Annotated in this window: 23 protein-coding genes; 10 read left to right on the top strand and 13 right to left on the bottom strand. The window is 72.0% G+C overall.

Features of this window, described 5'->3' with window-relative positions:
• Positions 1–126 precede the first annotated feature (126 nt).
• Positions 127–1,293: a peptidoglycan DD-metalloendopeptidase family protein gene (locus AB0H43_RS16220; protein ID WP_360000133.1), complete on the top strand. Its 1,167-nt coding sequence runs from the start codon at positions 127–129 to the stop codon at positions 1,291–1,293.
• Here AB0H43_RS16220 and AB0H43_RS16215 read toward each other — a convergent pair.
• A complete protein-coding gene (locus AB0H43_RS16215; RefSeq protein ID WP_360000132.1) occupies positions 1,277–1,834 on the bottom strand; it encodes a TetR/AcrR family transcriptional regulator in 558 nt (185 codons plus the stop codon). The genes AB0H43_RS16220 and AB0H43_RS16215 overlap by 17 nt on opposite strands.
• A gap of 91 nt (positions 1,835–1,925) precedes the next feature.
• Between AB0H43_RS16215 and AB0H43_RS16210 the strand changes: the two genes are divergently transcribed.
• Together AB0H43_RS16210 and AB0H43_RS16205 are read left to right on the top strand one after the other, a co-directional pair.
• A complete protein-coding gene (locus AB0H43_RS16210; RefSeq protein WP_360000131.1) occupies positions 1,926–2,474 on the top strand; it encodes a carboxymuconolactone decarboxylase family protein in 549 nt (182 codons plus the stop codon).
• Positions 2,471–2,677 carry a hypothetical protein gene (locus tag AB0H43_RS16205; protein ID WP_360000130.1) on the top strand — a complete coding sequence of 69 codons (207 nt, stop codon included), beginning with the start codon at positions 2,471–2,473 and terminating at the stop codon, positions 2,675–2,677. Before AB0H43_RS16210 ends, AB0H43_RS16205 begins: the two co-directional genes overlap by 4 nt.
• On the opposite strand, the gene AB0H43_RS16200 is transcribed toward AB0H43_RS16205, so the two are convergent.
• Positions 2,674–3,450: a class I SAM-dependent methyltransferase gene (locus AB0H43_RS16200; protein ID WP_360000129.1), complete on the bottom strand. Its 777-nt coding sequence runs from the start codon at positions 3,448–3,450 to the stop codon at positions 2,674–2,676. The two genes, AB0H43_RS16205 and AB0H43_RS16200, sit on opposite strands and share 4 nt — an antisense overlap.
• An 87-nt stretch (positions 3,451–3,537) precedes the next feature.
• On the opposite strand from AB0H43_RS16200, the gene AB0H43_RS16195 reads away from it, so the two are divergent.
• Together AB0H43_RS16195 and AB0H43_RS16190 are read left to right on the top strand one after the other, a co-directional pair.
• Entirely contained in the window at positions 3,538–4,308 is a 771-nt protein-coding gene (locus AB0H43_RS16195) for an alpha/beta fold hydrolase (protein ID WP_360000128.1), read from the top strand.
• 15 nt (positions 4,309–4,323) lie between these two features.
• Positions 4,324–4,914, top strand: coding sequence for a hypothetical protein (locus tag AB0H43_RS16190; RefSeq protein ID WP_360000127.1), 591 nt, complete (start codon positions 4,324–4,326; stop codon positions 4,912–4,914).
• Between the two features lie 83 nt (positions 4,915–4,997).
• Here the strand turns inward: AB0H43_RS16190 and AB0H43_RS16185 are convergent, their stop codons facing one another.
• Positions 4,998–5,648, bottom strand: coding sequence for a tetratricopeptide repeat protein (locus AB0H43_RS16185; protein WP_360000126.1), 651 nt, complete (start codon positions 5,646–5,648; stop codon positions 4,998–5,000).
• A 50-nt stretch (positions 5,649–5,698) separates the two neighbouring features.
• Here AB0H43_RS16185 and AB0H43_RS16180 point away from each other — a divergent pair, with 50 nt between their 5' ends.
• The 3 genes from AB0H43_RS16180 to AB0H43_RS16170 all read left to right on the top strand — a co-directional run bounded on the left by AB0H43_RS16180 (position 5,699) and on the right by AB0H43_RS16170 (position 6,879).
• On the top strand, positions 5,699–6,088 hold the full coding sequence (locus tag AB0H43_RS16180) for an STAS domain-containing protein (RefSeq protein WP_360000125.1): 390 nt from the start codon (positions 5,699–5,701) through the stop codon (positions 6,086–6,088).
• A gap of 69 nt (positions 6,089–6,157) precedes the next feature.
• On the top strand, positions 6,158–6,469 hold the full coding sequence (locus AB0H43_RS16175) for a metalloregulator ArsR/SmtB family transcription factor (RefSeq protein WP_360000124.1): 312 nt from the start codon (positions 6,158–6,160) through the stop codon (positions 6,467–6,469).
• Positions 6,466–6,879: an SRPBCC domain-containing protein gene (locus AB0H43_RS16170; RefSeq protein ID WP_360000123.1), complete on the top strand. Its 414-nt coding sequence runs from the start codon at positions 6,466–6,468 to the stop codon at positions 6,877–6,879. The genes AB0H43_RS16175 and AB0H43_RS16170 overlap by 4 nt, the downstream gene beginning before the upstream one ends.
• Before the next feature lie 120 nt (positions 6,880–6,999).
• On the opposite strand, the gene metE is transcribed toward AB0H43_RS16170, so the two are convergent.
• Positions 7,000–9,159 (bottom strand): 5-methyltetrahydropteroyltriglutamate--homocysteine S-methyltransferase, encoded by a 2,160-nt coding sequence (gene metE, locus AB0H43_RS16165; RefSeq protein ID WP_360000122.1) that lies wholly within the window; start codon positions 9,157–9,159, stop codon positions 7,000–7,002.
• A gap of 199 nt (positions 9,160–9,358) precedes the next feature.
• Between metE and AB0H43_RS16160 the strand changes: the two genes are divergently transcribed.
• Positions 9,359–10,240 (top strand): LysR family transcriptional regulator, encoded by an 882-nt coding sequence (locus AB0H43_RS16160; protein ID WP_360000121.1) that lies wholly within the window; start codon positions 9,359–9,361, stop codon positions 10,238–10,240.
• Between the two features lie 22 nt (positions 10,241–10,262).
• On the opposite strand, the gene AB0H43_RS16155 is transcribed toward AB0H43_RS16160, so the two are convergent.
• Entirely contained in the window at positions 10,263–10,793 is a 531-nt protein-coding gene (locus AB0H43_RS16155) for an FBP domain-containing protein (RefSeq protein WP_360000120.1), read from the bottom strand.
• 59 nt (positions 10,794–10,852) lie between these two features.
• On the opposite strand from AB0H43_RS16155, the gene AB0H43_RS16150 reads away from it, so the two are divergent.
• Positions 10,853–11,428, top strand: coding sequence for a WHG domain-containing protein (locus AB0H43_RS16150; RefSeq protein WP_360000119.1), 576 nt, complete (start codon positions 10,853–10,855; stop codon positions 11,426–11,428).
• Here AB0H43_RS16150 and AB0H43_RS16145 read toward each other — a convergent pair.
• Genes AB0H43_RS16145 through AB0H43_RS16110 form a run of 8 tightly spaced genes read right to left on the bottom strand, consistent with a single transcriptional unit; the run spans position 11,425 to position 17,661 of the window.
• Entirely contained in the window at positions 11,425–11,907 is a 483-nt protein-coding gene (locus AB0H43_RS16145; RefSeq protein ID WP_360000363.1) for a MarR family transcriptional regulator, read from the bottom strand. The two genes, AB0H43_RS16150 and AB0H43_RS16145, sit on opposite strands and share 4 nt — an antisense overlap.
• Before the next feature lie 59 nt (positions 11,908–11,966).
• Positions 11,967–13,067: a cytochrome P450 gene (locus AB0H43_RS16140; protein WP_360000118.1), complete on the bottom strand. Its 1,101-nt coding sequence runs from the start codon at positions 13,065–13,067 to the stop codon at positions 11,967–11,969.
• On the bottom strand, positions 13,064–14,167 hold the full coding sequence (locus tag AB0H43_RS16135) for a glycosyltransferase (protein ID WP_360000117.1): 1,104 nt from the start codon (positions 14,165–14,167) through the stop codon (positions 13,064–13,066). The genes AB0H43_RS16140 and AB0H43_RS16135 overlap by 4 nt, the downstream gene beginning before the upstream one ends.
• Positions 14,161–14,820 (bottom strand): 1-acyl-sn-glycerol-3-phosphate acyltransferase, encoded by a 660-nt coding sequence (locus AB0H43_RS16130; RefSeq protein ID WP_360000116.1) that lies wholly within the window; start codon positions 14,818–14,820, stop codon positions 14,161–14,163. The genes AB0H43_RS16135 and AB0H43_RS16130 overlap by 7 nt, the downstream gene beginning before the upstream one ends.
• Positions 14,813–15,136, bottom strand: a complete 324-nt coding sequence (locus AB0H43_RS16125; protein ID WP_360000115.1) for a lycopene cyclase domain-containing protein — start codon at positions 15,134–15,136, stop codon at positions 14,813–14,815. The genes AB0H43_RS16130 and AB0H43_RS16125 overlap by 8 nt, the downstream gene beginning before the upstream one ends.
• Positions 15,126–15,446 carry a lycopene cyclase domain-containing protein gene (locus AB0H43_RS16120; RefSeq protein ID WP_360000114.1) on the bottom strand — a complete coding sequence of 107 codons (321 nt, stop codon included), beginning with the start codon at positions 15,444–15,446 and terminating at the stop codon, positions 15,126–15,128. The genes AB0H43_RS16125 and AB0H43_RS16120 overlap by 11 nt, the downstream gene beginning before the upstream one ends.
• Positions 15,446–16,741 (bottom strand): deoxyribodipyrimidine photo-lyase, encoded by a 1,296-nt coding sequence (locus tag AB0H43_RS16115; RefSeq protein ID WP_360000113.1) that lies wholly within the window; start codon positions 16,739–16,741, stop codon positions 15,446–15,448. The genes AB0H43_RS16120 and AB0H43_RS16115 overlap by 1 nt, the downstream gene beginning before the upstream one ends.
• On the bottom strand, positions 16,741–17,661 hold the full coding sequence (locus AB0H43_RS16110; protein ID WP_360000112.1) for a phytoene/squalene synthase family protein: 921 nt from the start codon (positions 17,659–17,661) through the stop codon (positions 16,741–16,743). The genes AB0H43_RS16115 and AB0H43_RS16110 overlap by 1 nt, the downstream gene beginning before the upstream one ends.
• Positions 17,662–17,683: the final 22 nt, after the last annotated feature.

The raw sequence follows: 17,683 nt of genomic DNA, 5'->3' as shown, positions 1-17,683 counted from the left end.
AGATCGAGGTATCGAGATTGTCCACGGACATCGGGACCCTGGCCAGCCCCGTGATCCGGCGTCGATGCTGAGAAGACCGCCGGGGCGAGCGACCCCAGGTGCGGCGGTCGTCCCCAAGGAGCGCATATGGCAAAGGCGTACCCCCTCCTCCTCGCGATCGCCCTGGGCGGCGTGCTGTCCGGCGGCCCGGCCGCGGCCGCGCCGTCCGGCGTACCGTCGCTGCCGGACGCGGTCACGGCCGCGCTGCTGAGTCACACCCCGACGACGCCGGCCGCGACCGCGCGCAGCCGGACGCAGGTCACCGTTCAGCGCCGGGCCGGCTCCGGCTGGGCGTTCGGCAGCGCCGTCCTGACGGCGCCCGCGCAGCCCGACGCGTACCCCGTGGGCTGGCTCTTCCTGGCGCACCGCGAAGCCGGCGGCTGGCGTGTGGAGCTGGAGGGCGACCGAGGTTTCGCGGACCTCGCGGGCGGCGCGGCCGTGCTGTCGCAGACCGAACGTGAGGTCTTCACCACTCCGTCCAGAGTGGAGTACGCCGGTGGCGACTTCCGGACGGGCATGCGGCTGCCGTACGCGGTGGGCCAGTCCTGGAGTCTGACCGGCGGCCCGCACGGGTGGGGCGGCAGTGAGGCCCCGTGGAGTTCGATCGACCTGGCCGGCGGCGACGGGCGGGTGCTGGCCCCGCGAGCCGGGCTGGCCTACACGATGTGCGGCAGCGGCCGGGGCTGGATCCGCGTCGTCCACGATCGCGGCTACGCGACCGACTACTACCACCTGTTCAACAACATCTCGGCGAACGGGCTGTCCGTCGGGGAGGGCGCGTTCCTCGGCAACATCGGCACAGACGTCTCGTGCGGCGGTTCGGCCACCGGCGCGCACGTCCACTTCGCCCTGCGGCAGAACGGCGCCTACGTCCCGATCGCCGACCACAACTTCGGCAAGTGGGTGATCCGGTCGGGCGGCGCCGTCTACCAGGGTTCGGCACTGCACGGCAGCGCGCAGGTCGGCGTCGGCGGAGCGTTGTACAACTACGGCGCGCTCGGCCTGACCCAGGGCGTGATCGACGCCAACGGCGGCGGCGCGGTCAACAAGCGGTCGGGTCCCGGCACCGGCTACGCCATCGTGGGCAGCGTCGCCGACGGGGCGACCGTGTCGATCGCGTGCTCGGCGACCGGCACCACCCACACCGGACGGTGGGGCACCACGAGCCTCTGGAACAAGCTCACCGACGGGACCTGGATCAGCGACGCCTTCGTCTGGACCGGCAGCAACGGAACGGTCAACGGGACCTGCTGAGCTCCGGCACGAGCCCGCGGGCCAGCGCACGCGCCTGGTCCGCGGGCTCGGTCGTGCGTTCGCGGAGGGCGGTCACCGTCGCGCCGTCCATGAGCAGCACGAACTGCGGCGCGGTCGTCGCCGGGTCGGGTACGCCGTGCGCGCGCAGCAGCCCCTCGACGTACGCCGTCACCTTCGCCTTGTGCTCGGCGGCGACCTGATGGGCCGGGCTCTCCGGATCGGCCGTCTCGATCATGGTGTTGATGAAGGCGCAGCCGCGGAAGTCGGCGCGGGCGAACCGTTCGGCGAGCGCGTCGAAGACCGCGAGCGGCCCGCCGCCCAACGCCGCCACCCGCTCGGCCAGCCATTGCCGCCATCGTTCGTCCCGGCGCCGGAGCACCGCGACGACCAGCTCGTCCTTGCCGGTGAAGTGCCGATAGAACGACGCGCGGCCGACGCCGGACGTGGTCAGGATGCGTTCGAGGCCGACCGCACGGATGCCGTCGGCATAAAAGAGCTCCTCGGCGGTGTCGAGGAGGCGTTCGCGGGCACGGGTGGCCATGACCCGAGTCTAACCGGATCTTGACGAAGACGGAACCGATCGGTACCGTCTAGAAACGGAACCAGTCAGTACCGTTTTTGGGGGACCAGTGATGCCGCGTCTCAACCCTGTCACCGATGACCCGTCCGGCCTGCTCGACAAGGTCAGCGAGCAGCTGGGCAGAGTTCCGAATCTGTACGCCACCATGGCCAACGGCCCGGCGGCCCTGGAGGGATACCTCGCCCTGCGGGGGCACCTCGTCAAAGGCAAACTGCGCGCCCGGATTCGCGAACAACTCGCCCTCCTCGTCGCGCAGGAGAACGGCTGCGACTACTGCGTGGCCGCGCACACCTTCCGGGGCAAGCTGATGAAGCTGACCGATGAGGAGCTGCTGGCCACCCGGGTGGCCGAGGACGCCGACCCGCACGCCGAGGCCGTGCTGCGCCTGGCGCGCGAAGTGATGCGTACGCGGGGAAAGGTGGACGACGCCACCCTCGCCGAGGTTCGGGCGGCCGGGGTGACCGACGCCGAGGCGGCCGAAGTCGTCGCGCACGTGGCGCTCAACGTCCTGTCGAACTACTTCAACCACTTGGCGCAGCCGGAGCTGGACTTCCCGGCCGCGCCCGCCCTCACCGGGCCGGACGAGGAGGTCGCGCGATGAAGCGGCAGTGGCGTCGGGGCAGTATCGAACTGGTCGGCGGATACACCTTGCTCGACCGGACCGGCGAGCCGGTCGATCGGCTCGAGGACATCCGGTTCGCGGTCGAGGGCGGGTTCGTCAACGTCCGCGTACCGGGACGGCCGGGCACCCAGCTCGTCTCCGCGCCGAGCGTCCGCCGCATCCAGTGCGAGTGGGCGGACTAGCGGGTTCCCCGCACCGCCCAGGCTCGGGCGGTGAGCTCGATCGGACCGTCGCCGAGCCGGCCGCGCAGCTCCTCGCGCAGGCCGGCTCGGCGCTGCTCGTCCAGCGACATGGCGTACGCGGGACCGGGTCCCTGCCCGCCGAGGAAGGGCTCCCAATAGTCGGCGAACGTGGGGAACACGGTCGGGATCTCGATCGAGTCGACCACGACGTCGCCCAGCCCGGCGCCGGTCCACAGAGCGCGAAGCGGATCGGGATGGCACAACGCGAACCGCGATCCCTCGTGGAACCGCTCGGCGCCGGGGTCGAGCGCTACGGCGGCCGCCCAGAAGTGCCGCATGAGCTGCATGCCCTCGGCGTAATCCCAGACGTAGGCCGCGACGACCGCGCCGGGCGCGGCGACCCGGGTGAACTCGGTGAGCGCCGCCCCAGGCTCGGGCACGAAGTTGATCGCGAGCCCGCTGACCACCGCGTCGTACGCCGAACTCGGCAACCTCAGCTCGCGGGCGTCACCCAGGTAGAACTCCGCGCGGGGGTCGGTGACCCGTTCCCGGGCCACGCCCAGGAAGCCCATCGACGAATCCACCCCGACGACGCTCGCCGGTTCGGCCAGGGTCAACACCGCACCGGTCAGTGCGCCGGTGCCGCAGCCCACGTCGAGCCACTTCGCGCTGGGGCGTACGCCGAGCCAGGGCACGAAGACCGCGGCGACCACCCGGCTCCATCGGCCCACATAGGCCTCGTACGCGTCGCCCGCCGACCACACGTCCGTCATGACTGCCGACAGTACGCCTGCGTACCGGATCGTGAGAATCTCCGCTGTGGACGCAACTTATGGGAGCGCTTCCAGCGTCCTTCGCTCATGAAGCTCACGAAAGTGATCCCCTACGTCGCACTGCTGTCGGTGCTGGCGGTGTCCGCCTGCGGCGGCGATGACAAGCCCACGGCCGAACCCTCCGGTCCCCGGGCCGGCGGCAACTGCGAGGAGGCCGCCGCGGCCGGGCGGCCGGTCCACTTCGGCGGAGACGAGAGCGCCGACCTCTACGGTCTCGTCTTCGGCGACGGGCCGACCGGCATCGTCATCTCGCACATGAACGGCGGCGACGTCTGCCAAGGCATGCCGTACGCGAAGGAGCTGGCCGGGCGGGGCTACCGGGCGCTGGTCTTCGACTTCGCCGGGTTCGGCGCGTCGCCCGGATCGGCGGCCGTCCCGCAGGCGCGCCAGGTCGTCGCGGCCGCCACGTTCCTCCGCAAGGACGGGGCCTCCGCCATCGTCCTGATCGGCGGGTCGATGGGGGCGACCGCATCGGTGGCCGCCGCGCCGCAGCTGACCCCGCCGCCGAAGGCGGTGGTGAGCCTGTCCGCTCCGACCTCGTTCGGCGCGGACAACGCGTTGCCGGCCGCGGCCAAGCTCACGAGCCCGGTGTTCTACACCGCCGGCGAGTACGAGAGCAGCTTCGCCGACGCCGCCAAGCAGCTCTACGACGCCACGCCCACCAGCGTGCCGCGTACGCTGCTGCTCGGGGAGGCCTCGGCGAACCACGGGCTGTGGCTGACGGATCCGACGGTCGGCGTCCGGCCGCTGCGGGCGAAGATCGCCGAATTCTTGACGGTGAATGCCCCGGCCACCTGATGGTATAAGGGAACGATGGCCGAGGCCCGCCGTGATCCGCCCATCGGGCTGATCTTCGTCCTCACCGGACTGCTGCTCGTCGCGATCGGCACGTTCGCGTTGCCGTGGGCGGCGCCGGCGGAGCCCGCCGTGACCGTGACCTACGCCGACCTGATGTCACAGGCGATCGACGTCGCCGTGCAGACCTTCGCCGACCTGTACTTCTCGGTGCTGGGGCTGCTGCTGATGCTGCTGGTCGCGGTCTTCGGCGTACGCGGGACCTGGCCGTCGCGTTACGGCCAGCGCCGGCGGGTGCATCGGACGCTGGCCGCGATGGCGTGTGCCGTCGCGGTCAGCGCCCTCCTCACGGCGATCGCCGAGGTCGGCCGGCCCGGAATCGGAGCGGGGCTCGCCGCGACCGGCTACGTCTTCGTGGCGGTCGGCGTCATCGTCGGGCCGAGCCGACGGCGGACGACGCCGCGCCCACCCCGTCCGCCCCGCCCACCCCGTCCGCCGCGCGAACCCCGCCTGCCGCGGCCGCCTCATGCTCGGGCGCCGGAGGCTGACCCCCCGCTGGATCAGGGTTCTCGGTCGAATCTTGGAGAAAGATTCGACCCGGATCCCTGATCCAGCGCCGAAGAGCGCCGCGCCGAAGGGGCGGAGCGGGCGGAGGGGCGGAGCGGACGGAGAGGCGGAGCGGGCGGAGGGGCCTAGGAGGCGGTGGCCGCCGTCCGGGCTTCGGTGACCTGGCGGGCGATCTCGTCGGCCCCGGAGTCCCGGGCCAGCGTCTCAGCGTCGTCCAGGATGGACAGAGCGTCGTCGCGGCGGCCGTCGCCGAGCGCCAGGTAGGCCAGGCCGACCATGTTCGCCGCCACGCCGGACAGGAAGCCGAGTTCGCGGCGCAGCGCGGAGGACTGCTCCAGGAACTCCCGGGCCTCCGCGACCCGGCCCTGGGCGTGTGCGACGACGCCGAGGTGGCGCAGGGCGTACGACTGGGTCAGCTTGTCGCCCGTCGCCCTGGCCAGCTCCAATGACCGCTCGAACAGCGGTACGGCCGCCGCGCCGTCGTCCCGGACGACCTGATGGACGATGCCGATCCAGAACAGCGCCTCGCCTTCCCCGCGCTGGTCGCCGAGGGCGGCGTGCCGCGCCGCGGCCTGCTCGAACAGCACCATTTCCCGGGGATCCTCGACCCGGTCGGCGAAGAACCGCACGTTCAGCAGGCGTCCGCGCGCGAGTGCGGTGTCGGCCTCCAGACTGTCGAGGGCGCGCTCGGCGGCGGCGAGATCACCGACATCCCCGGCGAAGGTGCCCTTTTCGTACGCGATTCGAGCCTGGTCGAGCCGGTGATCAACGGTCATGGGCCCACGGTAGCCGGGCGGGGTGCTCCGGTCCTCCTTAGACTGTCCGGATGAGCGTGCGGATCGTGAAGCGCCCCGACCTCGGGGTGAGCGTGGTCGAGGTCGCCGGGGAGCTGGACATCGACAGCGCGCCCGCGTTCCGGGAGTGCCTGTCCGGTCTGGTCGGCGACGGCGTCGCCCGCATCGTGGTGGACGTTCGCCGACTCCGGTTCTGCGACTCGATCGGTCTGTCGGCGCTGGTCACGACGCAACAGGCGTGCGTCGCCCAAGGCGGCTTCCTCCGCCTCGCCGGCGCCGACCAGACGCTGCTCCGGCTGCTGCTCATCGTCGGGCTGTCCGACTACGTCCAGTCGTACGCCACGGTGGAGGCCGCCTCGTCGGGTGATCCCGTGGTGCGGGCGTACGCCGAGCACGCCCGCACCACCGAGGCCACCGCCTGACCGACTCGGCGCGAGCTGACGCGTCGGAAAAAGTTGACGCGTCGGGATTCTCCGACGTATCGTCGGACCGTGCCCGCCGACGTCTTCAGCGCTCTCGCCAACCCGGTCCGCCGCCAGATCCTGGAGGTGCTCCGGGAGGGCCCGCGACCGGTCAACGAGCTGGCCGCCCGGTTCGAGCTCGGCCGACCGGCCGTCTCCGAGCACCTGCAGGTGCTGCGGCAGGCGGAGTTGGTCCGCGAGGAGCCACGCGGGCGTCAGCGGTTCTATCACCTGCGACCGGAGCGGCTCGCCGAAGTCGGCGACTGGCTCCACCCGTTCGAGCACTACTGGCGTGGGCGCCTGCGTGCCCTGCGCGACCTTCTGGATGAGGAAACATCATGACCGACACCGCTACCGTCGCGATCGAATGCGACGAGTTCCTGCCCCACCCGCCGGCCGCCGTGTGGCGGGCGCTGACCGAGCCCGAGCTGTTCGCCCGCTGGTGGGTGCCCGGCGACGTGCGGCCGATCGTCGGCCACCGGTTCACCCTCGACATGGGCTCCTGGGGCGAGCAGCGCTGCGAGGTCGCCGCGGTCGAGCCGGAGCGCCTACTGCGTATCCAGTTCGCCGAAGGCGTCCTCGACACCACGCTGACCTGGCGGCTCGTCCCGGAGGGGACCGGCACCCGGCTCTTCTTCGAGCACGCCGGATTCGACCTGGACTCGCCGCTCGGGCGGCAGGCGTACGAGGGAATGGGCCGGGGCTGGCCCAAGGTGATCGCCCGGATCGCCCCGGCCCTCGCGAGCGTCTAGCTCAACACCGCCAAGCCACGGCGCTGGATCAGGGTTCCAGGTCGAATCTTGACCCATGATTCGACCTGGAACCCTGATCCAGCGCGCAAAAGGCCGGCGCCGTAAGCAAGCGACGGCGGCTCAGCGGACGCGGGCGGCGGCCGCGACCAGGTTGGTCAGCGCCGCCTCCACCTGGGCGTACGTCCGGGTCTTGAGCCCACAGTCGGGATTGGCCCAGACCCGTTCGGCCGGTAGGACCCCCAGGATTCTGCGCAGGTGCTCCTCGACCTCGGCGACGTCCGGTACGCGAGGCGAGTGGATGTCGTACACCCCGGGACCGAGTCCGCGGCCGTAGTCGGCGACCCCTGGTGCGGACAGGAGCGTACCGCCGGATCGGGCCGACTCGATCGTGGTGACGTCGGCGTCGAGGGCGTCGATCGCGGCCAGCACCTCACTGGCGTTCGAGTAGCACAGGTGCGTGTGGATTTGCGTCGTGTCGGACGCCCCGGCCGTCGCCCACCGGTACGCCCCGACCGACCATTCGAGGTACTCCGGCTGGGCGGCGTGCCGCAGGGGCAGCAGTTCTCGCAGGGCGGGCTCGTCCACCTGGATGATGCCGATCCCGGCCGCCTCCAGATCCTCGACCTCGCCCCGTAGCGCGTCGGCGACCTGCCAGACGACGTCTCGCAGCGGGATGTCCCGGCGGACGAAGGACCAGGCCACGATGGTCACCGGCCCGGTGAGCATCCCCTTGACCGGCCGGTCCGTCAGGGACTGGGCGTAGGTCGCCCAGCGTACGGTGATCGGCTCGGCCCGCTTGACGTCGGCGTGGATGATCGGCGGCCGGGTGCAGCGGGACCCGTACGACTGCACCCAGCCGTTCCGGGTCACCGCGCAGCCGTCGAGGTGCTCGGCGAAGTACTGCACCATGTCGTTGCGTTCGGGTTCGCCGTGGACGAGGACGTCCAGCCCGAGCCGTTCCTGCAGCCGGATGACGTGCTCGATCTCGGCGCGTACGCGGGTCTCGTACTCGGCCTCGTCCAGCGTGCCGGCGACGAGTGCCGCGCGCGCAGCCCGGAGATCGCCCGTCTGCGGGAACGATCCGATCGTCGTGGTGGGCACCGGCGGCAAACCGAGCCTGGCCTGCGCCTTCGCGCGTACCGCATAAGGAGAACGAGCCGCGGCCGCCGTGACTCCGAAACCGGCCGGGATCGGCGCGGACACCGGTCCCGCGAGCAGCGACCCGCGCGAGAGGGCGACGATCTCGCGGACCTTCTGCTCGGCGAAGGCGAGCCGGTCGCGCAGATCTGGATCGAGGTCGGTCTCCGCCTCGACGTCGTACGGGACGTGCAGGAGCGGGCAGGAGCTGCCGATCACGACCTGGGCGGCGTGCGGGCGCAACCGTTCGACGAGGGTGAGCACGTCCGGCGACGTACGCCACACGTCCCGCCCGGACACGACGCCCGCGACGACGGTCTTGCCTTCGAGCAGCCCCAGGTCGGGCAGTCCGCCCCGGACGAGGTCGAGGGCGATTCCGTCCACGGCGGACAGTGCGGGCAGCGCCTCGCCCAGGTCGCCGAAGTACCCCGCGACCAGGATCTTCGGCGTGGACGCAGCGAGCCGGTCGTACGCCCGCCGCACCGCTGCGAGCTGTTCGGCGGTCAGGTCGGTGACCAGCGCCGGCTCGTCGAGCTGCACCCAGGTGGCGCCCGCCTCGGCGAGCGCCTCCAGCACCGTGCCGTAGACCGTGAGCAGGTCGTCGAGCCGGTCGAGCGGCGTGAAGCCGGCGGGCGCTCCCGGAGCGGCCTGCGCCAGCAGCAGGAAGGTGATCGGGCCGAGCAGGACCGGCCGCGTGTCCACGCCGAGGGCGAGCGCCTCGCGGTACTCGGCCACCGGTTTGTCCGAGGCCGGCCGGAACGGGCTGGTCGCGTCGATCTCCGGCACCAGGTAGTGATAGTTGGTGTCGAACCACTTCGTCATCCGCAGGGGCGGCAGTTCCTGTGTGCCCCGGGCCATCGCGAAGTACCGGTCCAGCTCCGGCAGGTGACGGTAGCGCTCCGGTACGGCGTCGACGAGCGCCGCCGTGTCCAGCACGTGGTCGTAGAGCGAGAACGTGTTCGACGGGATGCCCTCCAGGCCCAGCTCCCGCAGGCGCAGCCAGGTCTCGGCCCGCAGCTGCGCCGCCGTCTCCAGCAGACGATCGGATGAGCCGTCCCAATAGGACTCCAGAGCGCGTTTGAGCTCGCGGCGAGGGCCGATGCGGGGATAGCCGAGGACGGTCGAGGGCGGGAAGTCAGTCATGCCGTCACAGATAGCCCGCTCGCCGCCACCGTCGCCGGGCCGATTCGCTTCGCTTATGGGGGCCGATGGCGCTCTTTGGCGCTGGACGCTGCGCTCTTTGGCGCTGGATCAGGGTCCTGGGTCGAATCTTGCGGCAAGATTCGACCGCGATCGCTGATCCAGCGCAAGAAGGCGGGGGAGCGGGAGGGCATACTGGGGCGTGCCCGCCGACCCGACGCTTCGCGACATCCGGTGCTTCACCGTGGTCGCGCGCCGGGCCGGGTTCTCCGCAGCCGCCGCCGAACTCGGGATCTCCCAACCCGCCGTCAGTCAGGCCATCGCTCGCCTGGAGAGCGCGCTCGGGGTGACTCTGCTGAGCCGGACCTCCGGCGTGGCCCTCACCGAGGCCGGCCGCGCCCTGCTCGCTCGTGCCGAGGCGGTGCTGGAGCAGGCCGGCCTGCTCGTCTCGGAGGCGGCGCGGCTCGCGACGCCGGACGCCGACGCTATTCGTCTCGCTTATGCGCCGCTCGTCGGCGGGCTCGCCGCCAAGATCGCCCGGCGGCTGCGCGACCGCAAGCCCGGCGTACCGGTGACGCTGGTCCCGGCGCACTGGGCGGCGGCCACCGCTGCCCTCACCGCGGGCACGGTCGGTGCGGCCCTCATGACCACGCCGTTTCCGCCTGGTCTGGCCTCCGCGGCCCGCTTCCGGATGCCCGTGACCCACGTCGCGGTCCGGGCGGGGGAGCGGCTCGCGACGGCTTCAGGGGTACGCGTGGCGCAGCTCTTCGGTCAGGAGCTGCTCATTCCCCGCATGCTGTGGTCGGCGATGCTGGCCGCCTTCCCCGGAGTCCACCAGCCCCGGGTGACCGTCGTGGACGACGACCTGTACGCGGGCTGCGACCTCGTCGCGGCCGGACGCGGAGTGCTGCCGGTCCCGCGCCTGCTGGCCGAGACCGTACGCCGGCCGGACGTGGTCTTCGTGCCGTTCGAGCCGCGCCTGCACTTCACGTACGCCCTGGTCTGGTCACCGTCGCGGGTGACGCCGGAGCTGGTGGCCCTGATCCAGGCGAGCCAGGAGGCCTTGCGCACCTTCCTCGCCTGAGGTCTTCCCGGACGGGCGCCCGTCAGGTGAGGACCTTCGTCAGGAAGCCGTCGAGTTTGCCGCGTAGCCGGTCGACCTGTTCCTCGACGGACAGCGTTTCGTCCAGCCGCCCGCCGGTGTGCGGCTTCTTGAGTCCGCGTACGTAGAGGGAGCAGGCCAGGTCGGTGCAGATGTAGAGGCCGACGGAGTTGCCTTGGCGTCCGGCGACTCCGGCCTTCCGCGCGGTCATCAGCGAAACGCCGTTGCCCGGATGCGTCGTCAGGCACAGCGAGCACATGCTGCGATGCAGCAGCCCGCGTTTCTGGGCGGCGAGCCGCAGAGCCACCCCGATGAGCTGCCCGCCCGGCTCGTCCGATTCGCCGGGTACGGCGGCCAGGGTCGGCTCGGTGACGAGGTACGCCCGGTCCGGCGCGGAGATGTCGGGCCAGGCCAGGAAGTCGAGGTCGGCCCAGGCCCGGTCGCCCAGATCGCGGGGGAGCGAGAGGCGTGCCGCCTCGCCTTTGGTGCAGTTGACGAAGGACGAGCGGATCTCCGCCTCGACGAGTGATCTCATAGGTCTACCGTATGATGCTAGGCAACTGACTTATCCCTCTAGGTTACCGGGAGCGTCGAGTGCCGCGAGCGGGTCTGAGCACGGAACGGGTCGTCCTGGCCGCCGCCGACCTCGCCGACGAGGTCGGCTTCGAGGCGGTGTCCGTCTCGGCGCTCGCCCGAGGGTTCGGCGTCAAGGACGCCAGCCTCTACTCACACGTCAAGAACCTGCAGGATCTGCGGGAACGGGTCGCGTTGAAGGCCAGCGAGGAGTTCGCCGACCGGATCGCGGCGGCGGTGGCCGGCCGAGCCGGGCGGGACGCGCTGGCCGCGTTCGCCGGGGCGTACCGGGACTTCGCGGTGCACCACCCCGGCCGGTACGCCGCCTCGCAGATGCCGCTCGAACCGGCCGTCCTCGAACGATCGTCCGGCCCCCGCCGGCTCATCGAGGCGACCGCCGCCGTCCTCCGGGCGTACGCACTGCCGGAACCGGACCAGACCGACGCGGTCCGGCTGCTGCGCAGCTTCTTCCACGGCTTCGCCGATCTGGAGGCGTCCGGGGCGTTCCACCATCCTCGGGGGCTCGACGACTCATGGGCGCGCATCGTCGACTCCCTGCACTTCCTGCTGGAGAAGTGGCCTCAGCGTGCGGACTAGCGGCGCAGTTCGTCGCGGTGCTCCCGCATCGAGGTCACCATCAGGCTCAGAAACCGGTGCACCGTCGCGAGATCCTCGTCGGTGAACTGCTTCATGACTTCTTCCGTACGCCGGGCCAGCGGCCGGAAGAACTCCCGGGCGACGGCGGCGCCGGGTTCGGCGTACCGGAGGAAGATCTTGCGGCGGTCGGCGGTGTCGCGATCGCGGTAGACGTGACCGGCCGCTTCCAGCCGGTCGATCACTCCGGTGACCGAGCCGGACGAGAAGTTCAGCTCCTCCCGGAGCGCGCCCGGGGTGATGGGCTGCCCGCTGAGTTCCGCTTCCATGATCAGGATCAGCGCGTGCAGGTCGGCGTTGCCCAGCTGATTCCGGGCGGCGAACGCGTCTCCGATGTGCTGCGAATGCGCCGAGTAGAGCCGCAGTTCGCTGATGATTTCGCTGATCAGCCTGGCCCGGGGGTCGTCGGCCCGCTGGAACACGCTGTCCGTCACGCCGGTCATGATAACCGCAGCTAACGGGCATCTCGCCAACCGAGAGATCAGCGCGGCGGGCGGATCATCCGCAGCGGGCCGCGCGGCCGCAGGGTCAATCCGGCCTGCGGCGTCGGGTCGCCGCTCACTTGGGTGAGGCGGCCGGTCAGGCACGGCCGGAGCGCGGCGCTCAGCATCGCGCGGGCCAGGTGGGCGCCCAGGCAGGTACGCCGTCCCGCGCTGAACGGCAGGAAACCCCAGGCCGGCCGGGCGGGCCCGGTGGCGGTGAATCGTTCGGGCCGGAACGCGCCGGGATCGGGCCACAGCTCGGGATCCCGGTGTGTCAGGTAAGGCGAGTAGAGCACCAGCGTCCCGGCCGGGATGCCGGCTCCCGCTACGGAGACGTCGGCCGCGGCGACCCGGCTGCCGATCCAGCCCGCCGGGTAGAGCCGCAGCACTTCGTCGAGCACGGCCGGCAGGGCGTCGGGCGTACGCCACTCGGGTGCGCCCGCCAGCTGCCAAGCCGCCCAGGCCAGGGTATGCGTCGTGGTGTCGTATCCGGCCGCGAGAGCGACTCGGATCTCCTCGACCGCGTCGGGCAGCCCGGCGAGGGCGGCGGCCAGCGTACCGGGCGGGGGATCGGCCAGGACGGCGGCGATGTGCTCGTCGACCCGGCGGAAGAGCCGGGGGCGAGGCAGCAGGGGATGCGGCATCGGCCGGTGCAACGGGACCAGGAAGGAGCGGAGCAGCCGGTCGGGGACCCGGCCGCCGAAGAAGGCGGCGTTGAGCAGGCGCCGCACGACGTCTGCGGCCCACTCCAGCGCCTCGAACTCGGCCGGGGGCGCGTACCGGGCGGCCACCTCGTCGAGCTGCCCGAGCAGGGCTGCGAGCGACCGGTTGTGGAAGTGCGGGTTGAGGGCTCGCCGCCGTTCGTCGTGCTCGGGGACGTCGGCATGCACGACTCCGCCGGACAGATACGGGGTCAGCCCGCTCAGGCTGCCCGCCGCGCGGAAGGCGGCGAGGTCGCCGAGGACCGCCCGATTCCACTCCGGACGGTAGCCCACGATGCCGCGCCGCCACAGGCGTAGCTCGAACACCGGCGCCGTGGCGGCCCGTTCGGTCAGCAGCGGGATCGGGTCGCGAGTCCAGCGCCACAGGTCGCCGATCACGGGTAGGTGCGGCCTTTCCAGCGAGCTTTCCGGCGCAGCGCGATCGCGTACACCGGCAGCGCCGCGAGCGGCGTGATCGGCACGAGCGCGGCTTCGGCGTACGCCCCGCGACCGGTCTTGGCGTTGGCGAGCAGCCGTTCGGTCAGACCCAGTACGGCCGCCGCTCGCCAGGCCGGTCCCCGTCGCCACAGCAGCCACGGCGCGGCGTACGCGAGGACGTGGAAGCCGGCGCTCGCGACGAGGACGGCGTCGCTGCCCAGATGGGCGGCCCGCAGACTCTTGCCCAGCCCGGCGACGGCCTGCCGGTAGCCGTCGTACATCCGGGCCTGGATCAGCTCCCCGCCCAGCGCGAGACCGAGTTTCAGCCCGAACCGGCGGGCCCGGCGGGCCAGGGCCACGTCCTCGACGATCCGGTCGTGGACGGCCTCGTGCCCGCCGAGGACCGCGTACGCCGTCCGCGTGAACGCCAGCAGCTGGCCGTTGGCGGTGGCGGCGGCGGGGATCGGCCGGTCGAGCAGCCGATGCGGCAGGAAGGCCAGCAGCGTCTCGTCGATCAGCGGCACCAGGAGGCGTTCGCCGAGGGTGCCGGTCAGCTGCCGGGGGAACACCGAGAAGACGTCGGCCCGCTGCCGTCGCAGTTCGTGCCGGACGGCGTCGAGCGCGCCCGGCTGCAGCACCACGTCGGCGTCGCAGAAGACGAGCAGATCCCCGGTCGCCGCCTGGCCAAGCTGGTGGCAGGCCCAGTTCTTGCCGATCCAGCCGTCCGGGCGCGGTTCGCCCGGCACCAGGCGCAGCCGTGGATCGGCGTGCGCCCGGACGACGTCGGCGGTGCCGTCGGTGGAGCCGTCGTCGAGGATCAGGATCTCGTCGGCGGGTTGCGCCAGGAGCCCGGGGAGCAGCCGGGGCAGTCGCAGCGCCTCGTCCCGGGCGGGTACGAGCAGCGAAATCCGCGGTGCGCTGTGGACGGACCTGACCGGCCGGCCCGGAGCGGGAGCCGGCGACGAAGCCGGTCGCAGGATGGGGAACATGGCGGTGTTGGCGACGAGGCCGGCCGTCTTCACCAGGTGGTAGGCGGCGATCGCCGCGCTCAGGATCACCATCGCAACCGCCTGGTCACCGCGTCGATGCGTTCGTCCCAGCTCCGCCGGCCGAGCAGGACGGGCCGGAACCCGGCCAATCCGGCTCGTGGATCGGCGACCGCGAGCTGCCGGTCCAGCGTGGACAGATCGTCGTGCAGCGTCCGGGCCAGGGAGCCGGTCAGGACGCCGACCTCGCCGGCCGGGTCCACCGCCGTGATCGACACGTACGCCTCCGGCGCCTGATGGCCGCGGAGCACCACCCGGACCGCGACGGCGGCCAGCGGCACCCCAGTGCGGTGGGCGTACCAGGCGGCGCCGTCGGCCAGCGGGCCGAGCGGACCCGGCGGGCGCAGCTCGCCTTCGGGGTAGACGATCAGCACCCGGCCCCCGGCCAGCTGACGCAGCCCCGTACGCAGCTCCCGTGAACCGAACACGCCCAGCCGCCGCGCGAAGGCGTACCGCTGGATGGTGTCCTGAAGCATGACGAGGCCGGCGGTTCGCCGCGCCCGCCGCAGCACCGCGGCCGCCACGAAGGGGTCCCACCAGCTGTGGTGGTTCGCGGCCCAGACGAACGCGCCGGCCGGCAGCCGGCCGCGCAGCCAGACGCCGCGCAGACCCCCGCGGACCAGCCGGTCGAACCCCGTGGTCAGCACACCGGCGACCGGGTCAGCCATGATCGCGCTCCGCCCGTAGCGTCTGCCGCCGCCACAGCAGCAAGGTCAAGGTGACCAGCGCGAACCCGAAGCCGAAGTCCTCGACCGGGATGTGCCAGGGAAACCGCACCCCGGAGGTCTCGGCCGCGCTGTAGCGGACGATCGGCCGGCCGGCCCGGGTGAGCCAGCCGTCGACCGGGATCTGGAAGGCCAGCGCGATCGCCAAGGTGATCCAGTAGCGCGCCTGCCCGAACAGGCCGGTCCGGAAGACCAACAGCTCCAGTCCGACGACGGCGGCCGGGGCGGCGACGGCGGCGATCGTGTACTCAGCGGCCACGCCGGATCACCTGCCGGGAACCGATCACTTCGTAGGTGAGCACCGCGCAGATCGGTACCACCAGGAAGAAGATCCACTCCTCGAGCGGTAGGCCGAGCAGGCGCACCCCGGTGACCTGATCGGTGCTCCACCACCAGTGGCCGCGGCGGGCGGCCAGCAGATCCCAGGCCGCGAAGACCACGACGACCGGTGCGAGGGTGAGCGCCAGCCGGGCCGGTCGCCGATAGACCCGCGCGCCGAGCACGACCTCCAGCGGCAGCGTGATCACCACACAGGCGGCGAGGGCGGCGGCGTACTGCCAGCGGTCCATCACATCGGCTCCGGTTCGGGCGCCAGCGAACCCTCGTAACGCAGCGCCCGGCGCTCGGCCTCCGGCAGCCGCCAGGGCTGATGCACCGCCTTCCCGGTGACGCCCGCCAGCTCGGGCACCCACCGGCGGACGTAGTCCCCCTCCGGATCGAACCGTTCGGCCTGGCGTACCGGGTTGAACCGCCGATACGGCTTGGTGTCGTTGCCCGTCCCGGCCACCCACTGCCAATTCCCGTTGTTGTCGGCCACGTCGGCGTCCAGCAGCAGGCTCGCGTACCACGCGGCGCCCGCGCGCCAGTCCAGGCCCAGCTGCTTGGTCAGGAAAGAAGCCGTGATCAGGCGCGCGCGATTGTGCATCCAGCCCTCGGCCGCGAGCTGCCGCATGCCCGCGTCCACGATCGGCACGCCGGTGCGCCCCGCACGCCACGCGTCCAGGGCGCTCTGGTCGTCGGCCCACTGCTCGTCGGCGTTCCGGCGATACGCCTTGTGGGGCAGCTCGGGAAAGTAGGCCAGCACCTGGTGATAGAAGTCGCGCCAGCACACCTGCCGCACGTACGCCTCGACGCCGCCTGCTTGATCGGCCACGGCGACTGGGGACACGCAGCCGAAATGCAGATAAGGGCTCATCCGGCTCGTCCGGTCGGCGGCCAGATCGTCGTGGATCTCGGCGTACTCGGCGGCGCTCCGGAGCCAGGCGGACAGACGGGCGCGGCCCTCGGTCTCTCCGCCGGGCATCAGGCCGGTCGCCGGGCCGCCGGCCGGAAGCCGTCCGGGCGTGATGCCGTCCGGGAGGCGTACCCGGTGGGGTGCGGGTAGCTCCGGCCGCCGGTGGAAGCCTTGCCACGCACGCCAGTACGGCGTGAAGACGCGGTAGTGATCACCGCCGCCGGAGGGTCGCAGCGCGCCGGGTGGCACCACCGTGACGGAGTCGAAGACCTTCAGCGACAATCGTTCCTCCGCACAGGCTCGGCGAAGCCGTTGTTCTCGGGCAGCCGCGAAGCCGCTCACGTCGGCGGCGAGGCTGATGCCGAACGCCCCGGTCTCCCGGGCGAGCTTGACCGCCTCGGTGACCGGATCGCCCTCGCGGAGCACGAGGTCGCCACCCCGGTGACGGAGTGATTCGCGGAGGTCGGCGAGGCTCTCGGCGAGGAACCGCCGCCGGTTCGGCGAGCCGGGCACGCCCGGATCGGCGACGAACAGCGGGACCACCTCGTCGGCGACCTCGCAGGCGGCGTGCAGCGCGGGATTGTCGGCGACCCGAAGGTCCCGGGTGAACAGCACGACGGCGGTACGCATCAGGCCCCCAGGGCGATCGAGCGAGGCGTCAGGCTGACACCCCGGCCGGTGGGAGTCAGCAGGCTCCGTGCGGTGACGAGTACCCGCCGATGGCGGGGAACCACCGCCCGGCGGGCGAACACGTCGAATCCCTGCCGCTCGATCTCGCCGAGGATGCCCGAGTAGAGGTGGAACGCCGTGCGAATGCACGCCTGGGCGGCCGGGGCCAGCATCGGTACGCCCGGCGCCGCCAGCGCGTAGTGCCGGCGAGCGCGCCCGGCCTCGAAGCGGATCAACGCCCTGACACGGTCGCCGCTGTGGCCGTCGGCCAGCGCCTGCTCCAGGTCCGACTCGGTGACGCCGAACCGATCGAGGTCTTCCTTCGGCAGATAGATCCGGCCCCGTTCGAGGTCCTCGCCGACGTCGCGGAGGAAGTTGGTGAGCTGGAAGGCCAGGCCCAGCTGGCGGGCGGGTTCCCGGGCCGCCGCCGGATCGGCCGGGCGCAGGATCGGCAGCATCATCGTGCCGATCACCGCCGCCGAGCCCTCCATGTACTCCAGCAGGTCGGCGTAGGTGCCGTAGGCAGTGACGTCGAGGTCCATCTCCATGCTGCGCAGGAACGACGCGAAGTCCGACCGGTCCATGTCGTGGACGGCGATGGTGTGCAGCACGGCAGGCAGGATCGGATCGTCGACGGGCGCGCCGGACAGGCCCGTCGCGAACGCCGTGCCCCAGGCGCGCAAGCGGCTGGCCCGTTCGGCGATGCCCAGCTCGGGCGTGGAGTCGACGATCTCGTCGGCGTAGCGGGTGAAGCCGTAGAGCGCGTGGACGTGCGGACGCAGCTCGGCCGGCAGCAGTTTCGTCGCCAGGTAGTAGGTCCGGCCGTGCCGCCGATGGAGCTTGCGGCACTCCTCGTACGCGGCGGCGAGGCGCTCGTCCACGATCTTCCCCTCTCGGCGGCGT

Origin of the sequence: Hamadaea sp. NPDC050747 (genome assembly GCF_040654195.1) — a bacterium.
In the GTDB taxonomy this organism is placed as follows: Bacteria; Actinomycetota; Actinomycetes; order Mycobacteriales; family Micromonosporaceae; genus Hamadaea.
The sequence above is the reverse complement of the archived record's forward strand: the minus strand, read 5'-3'. Positions and strand labels throughout refer to the sequence as shown.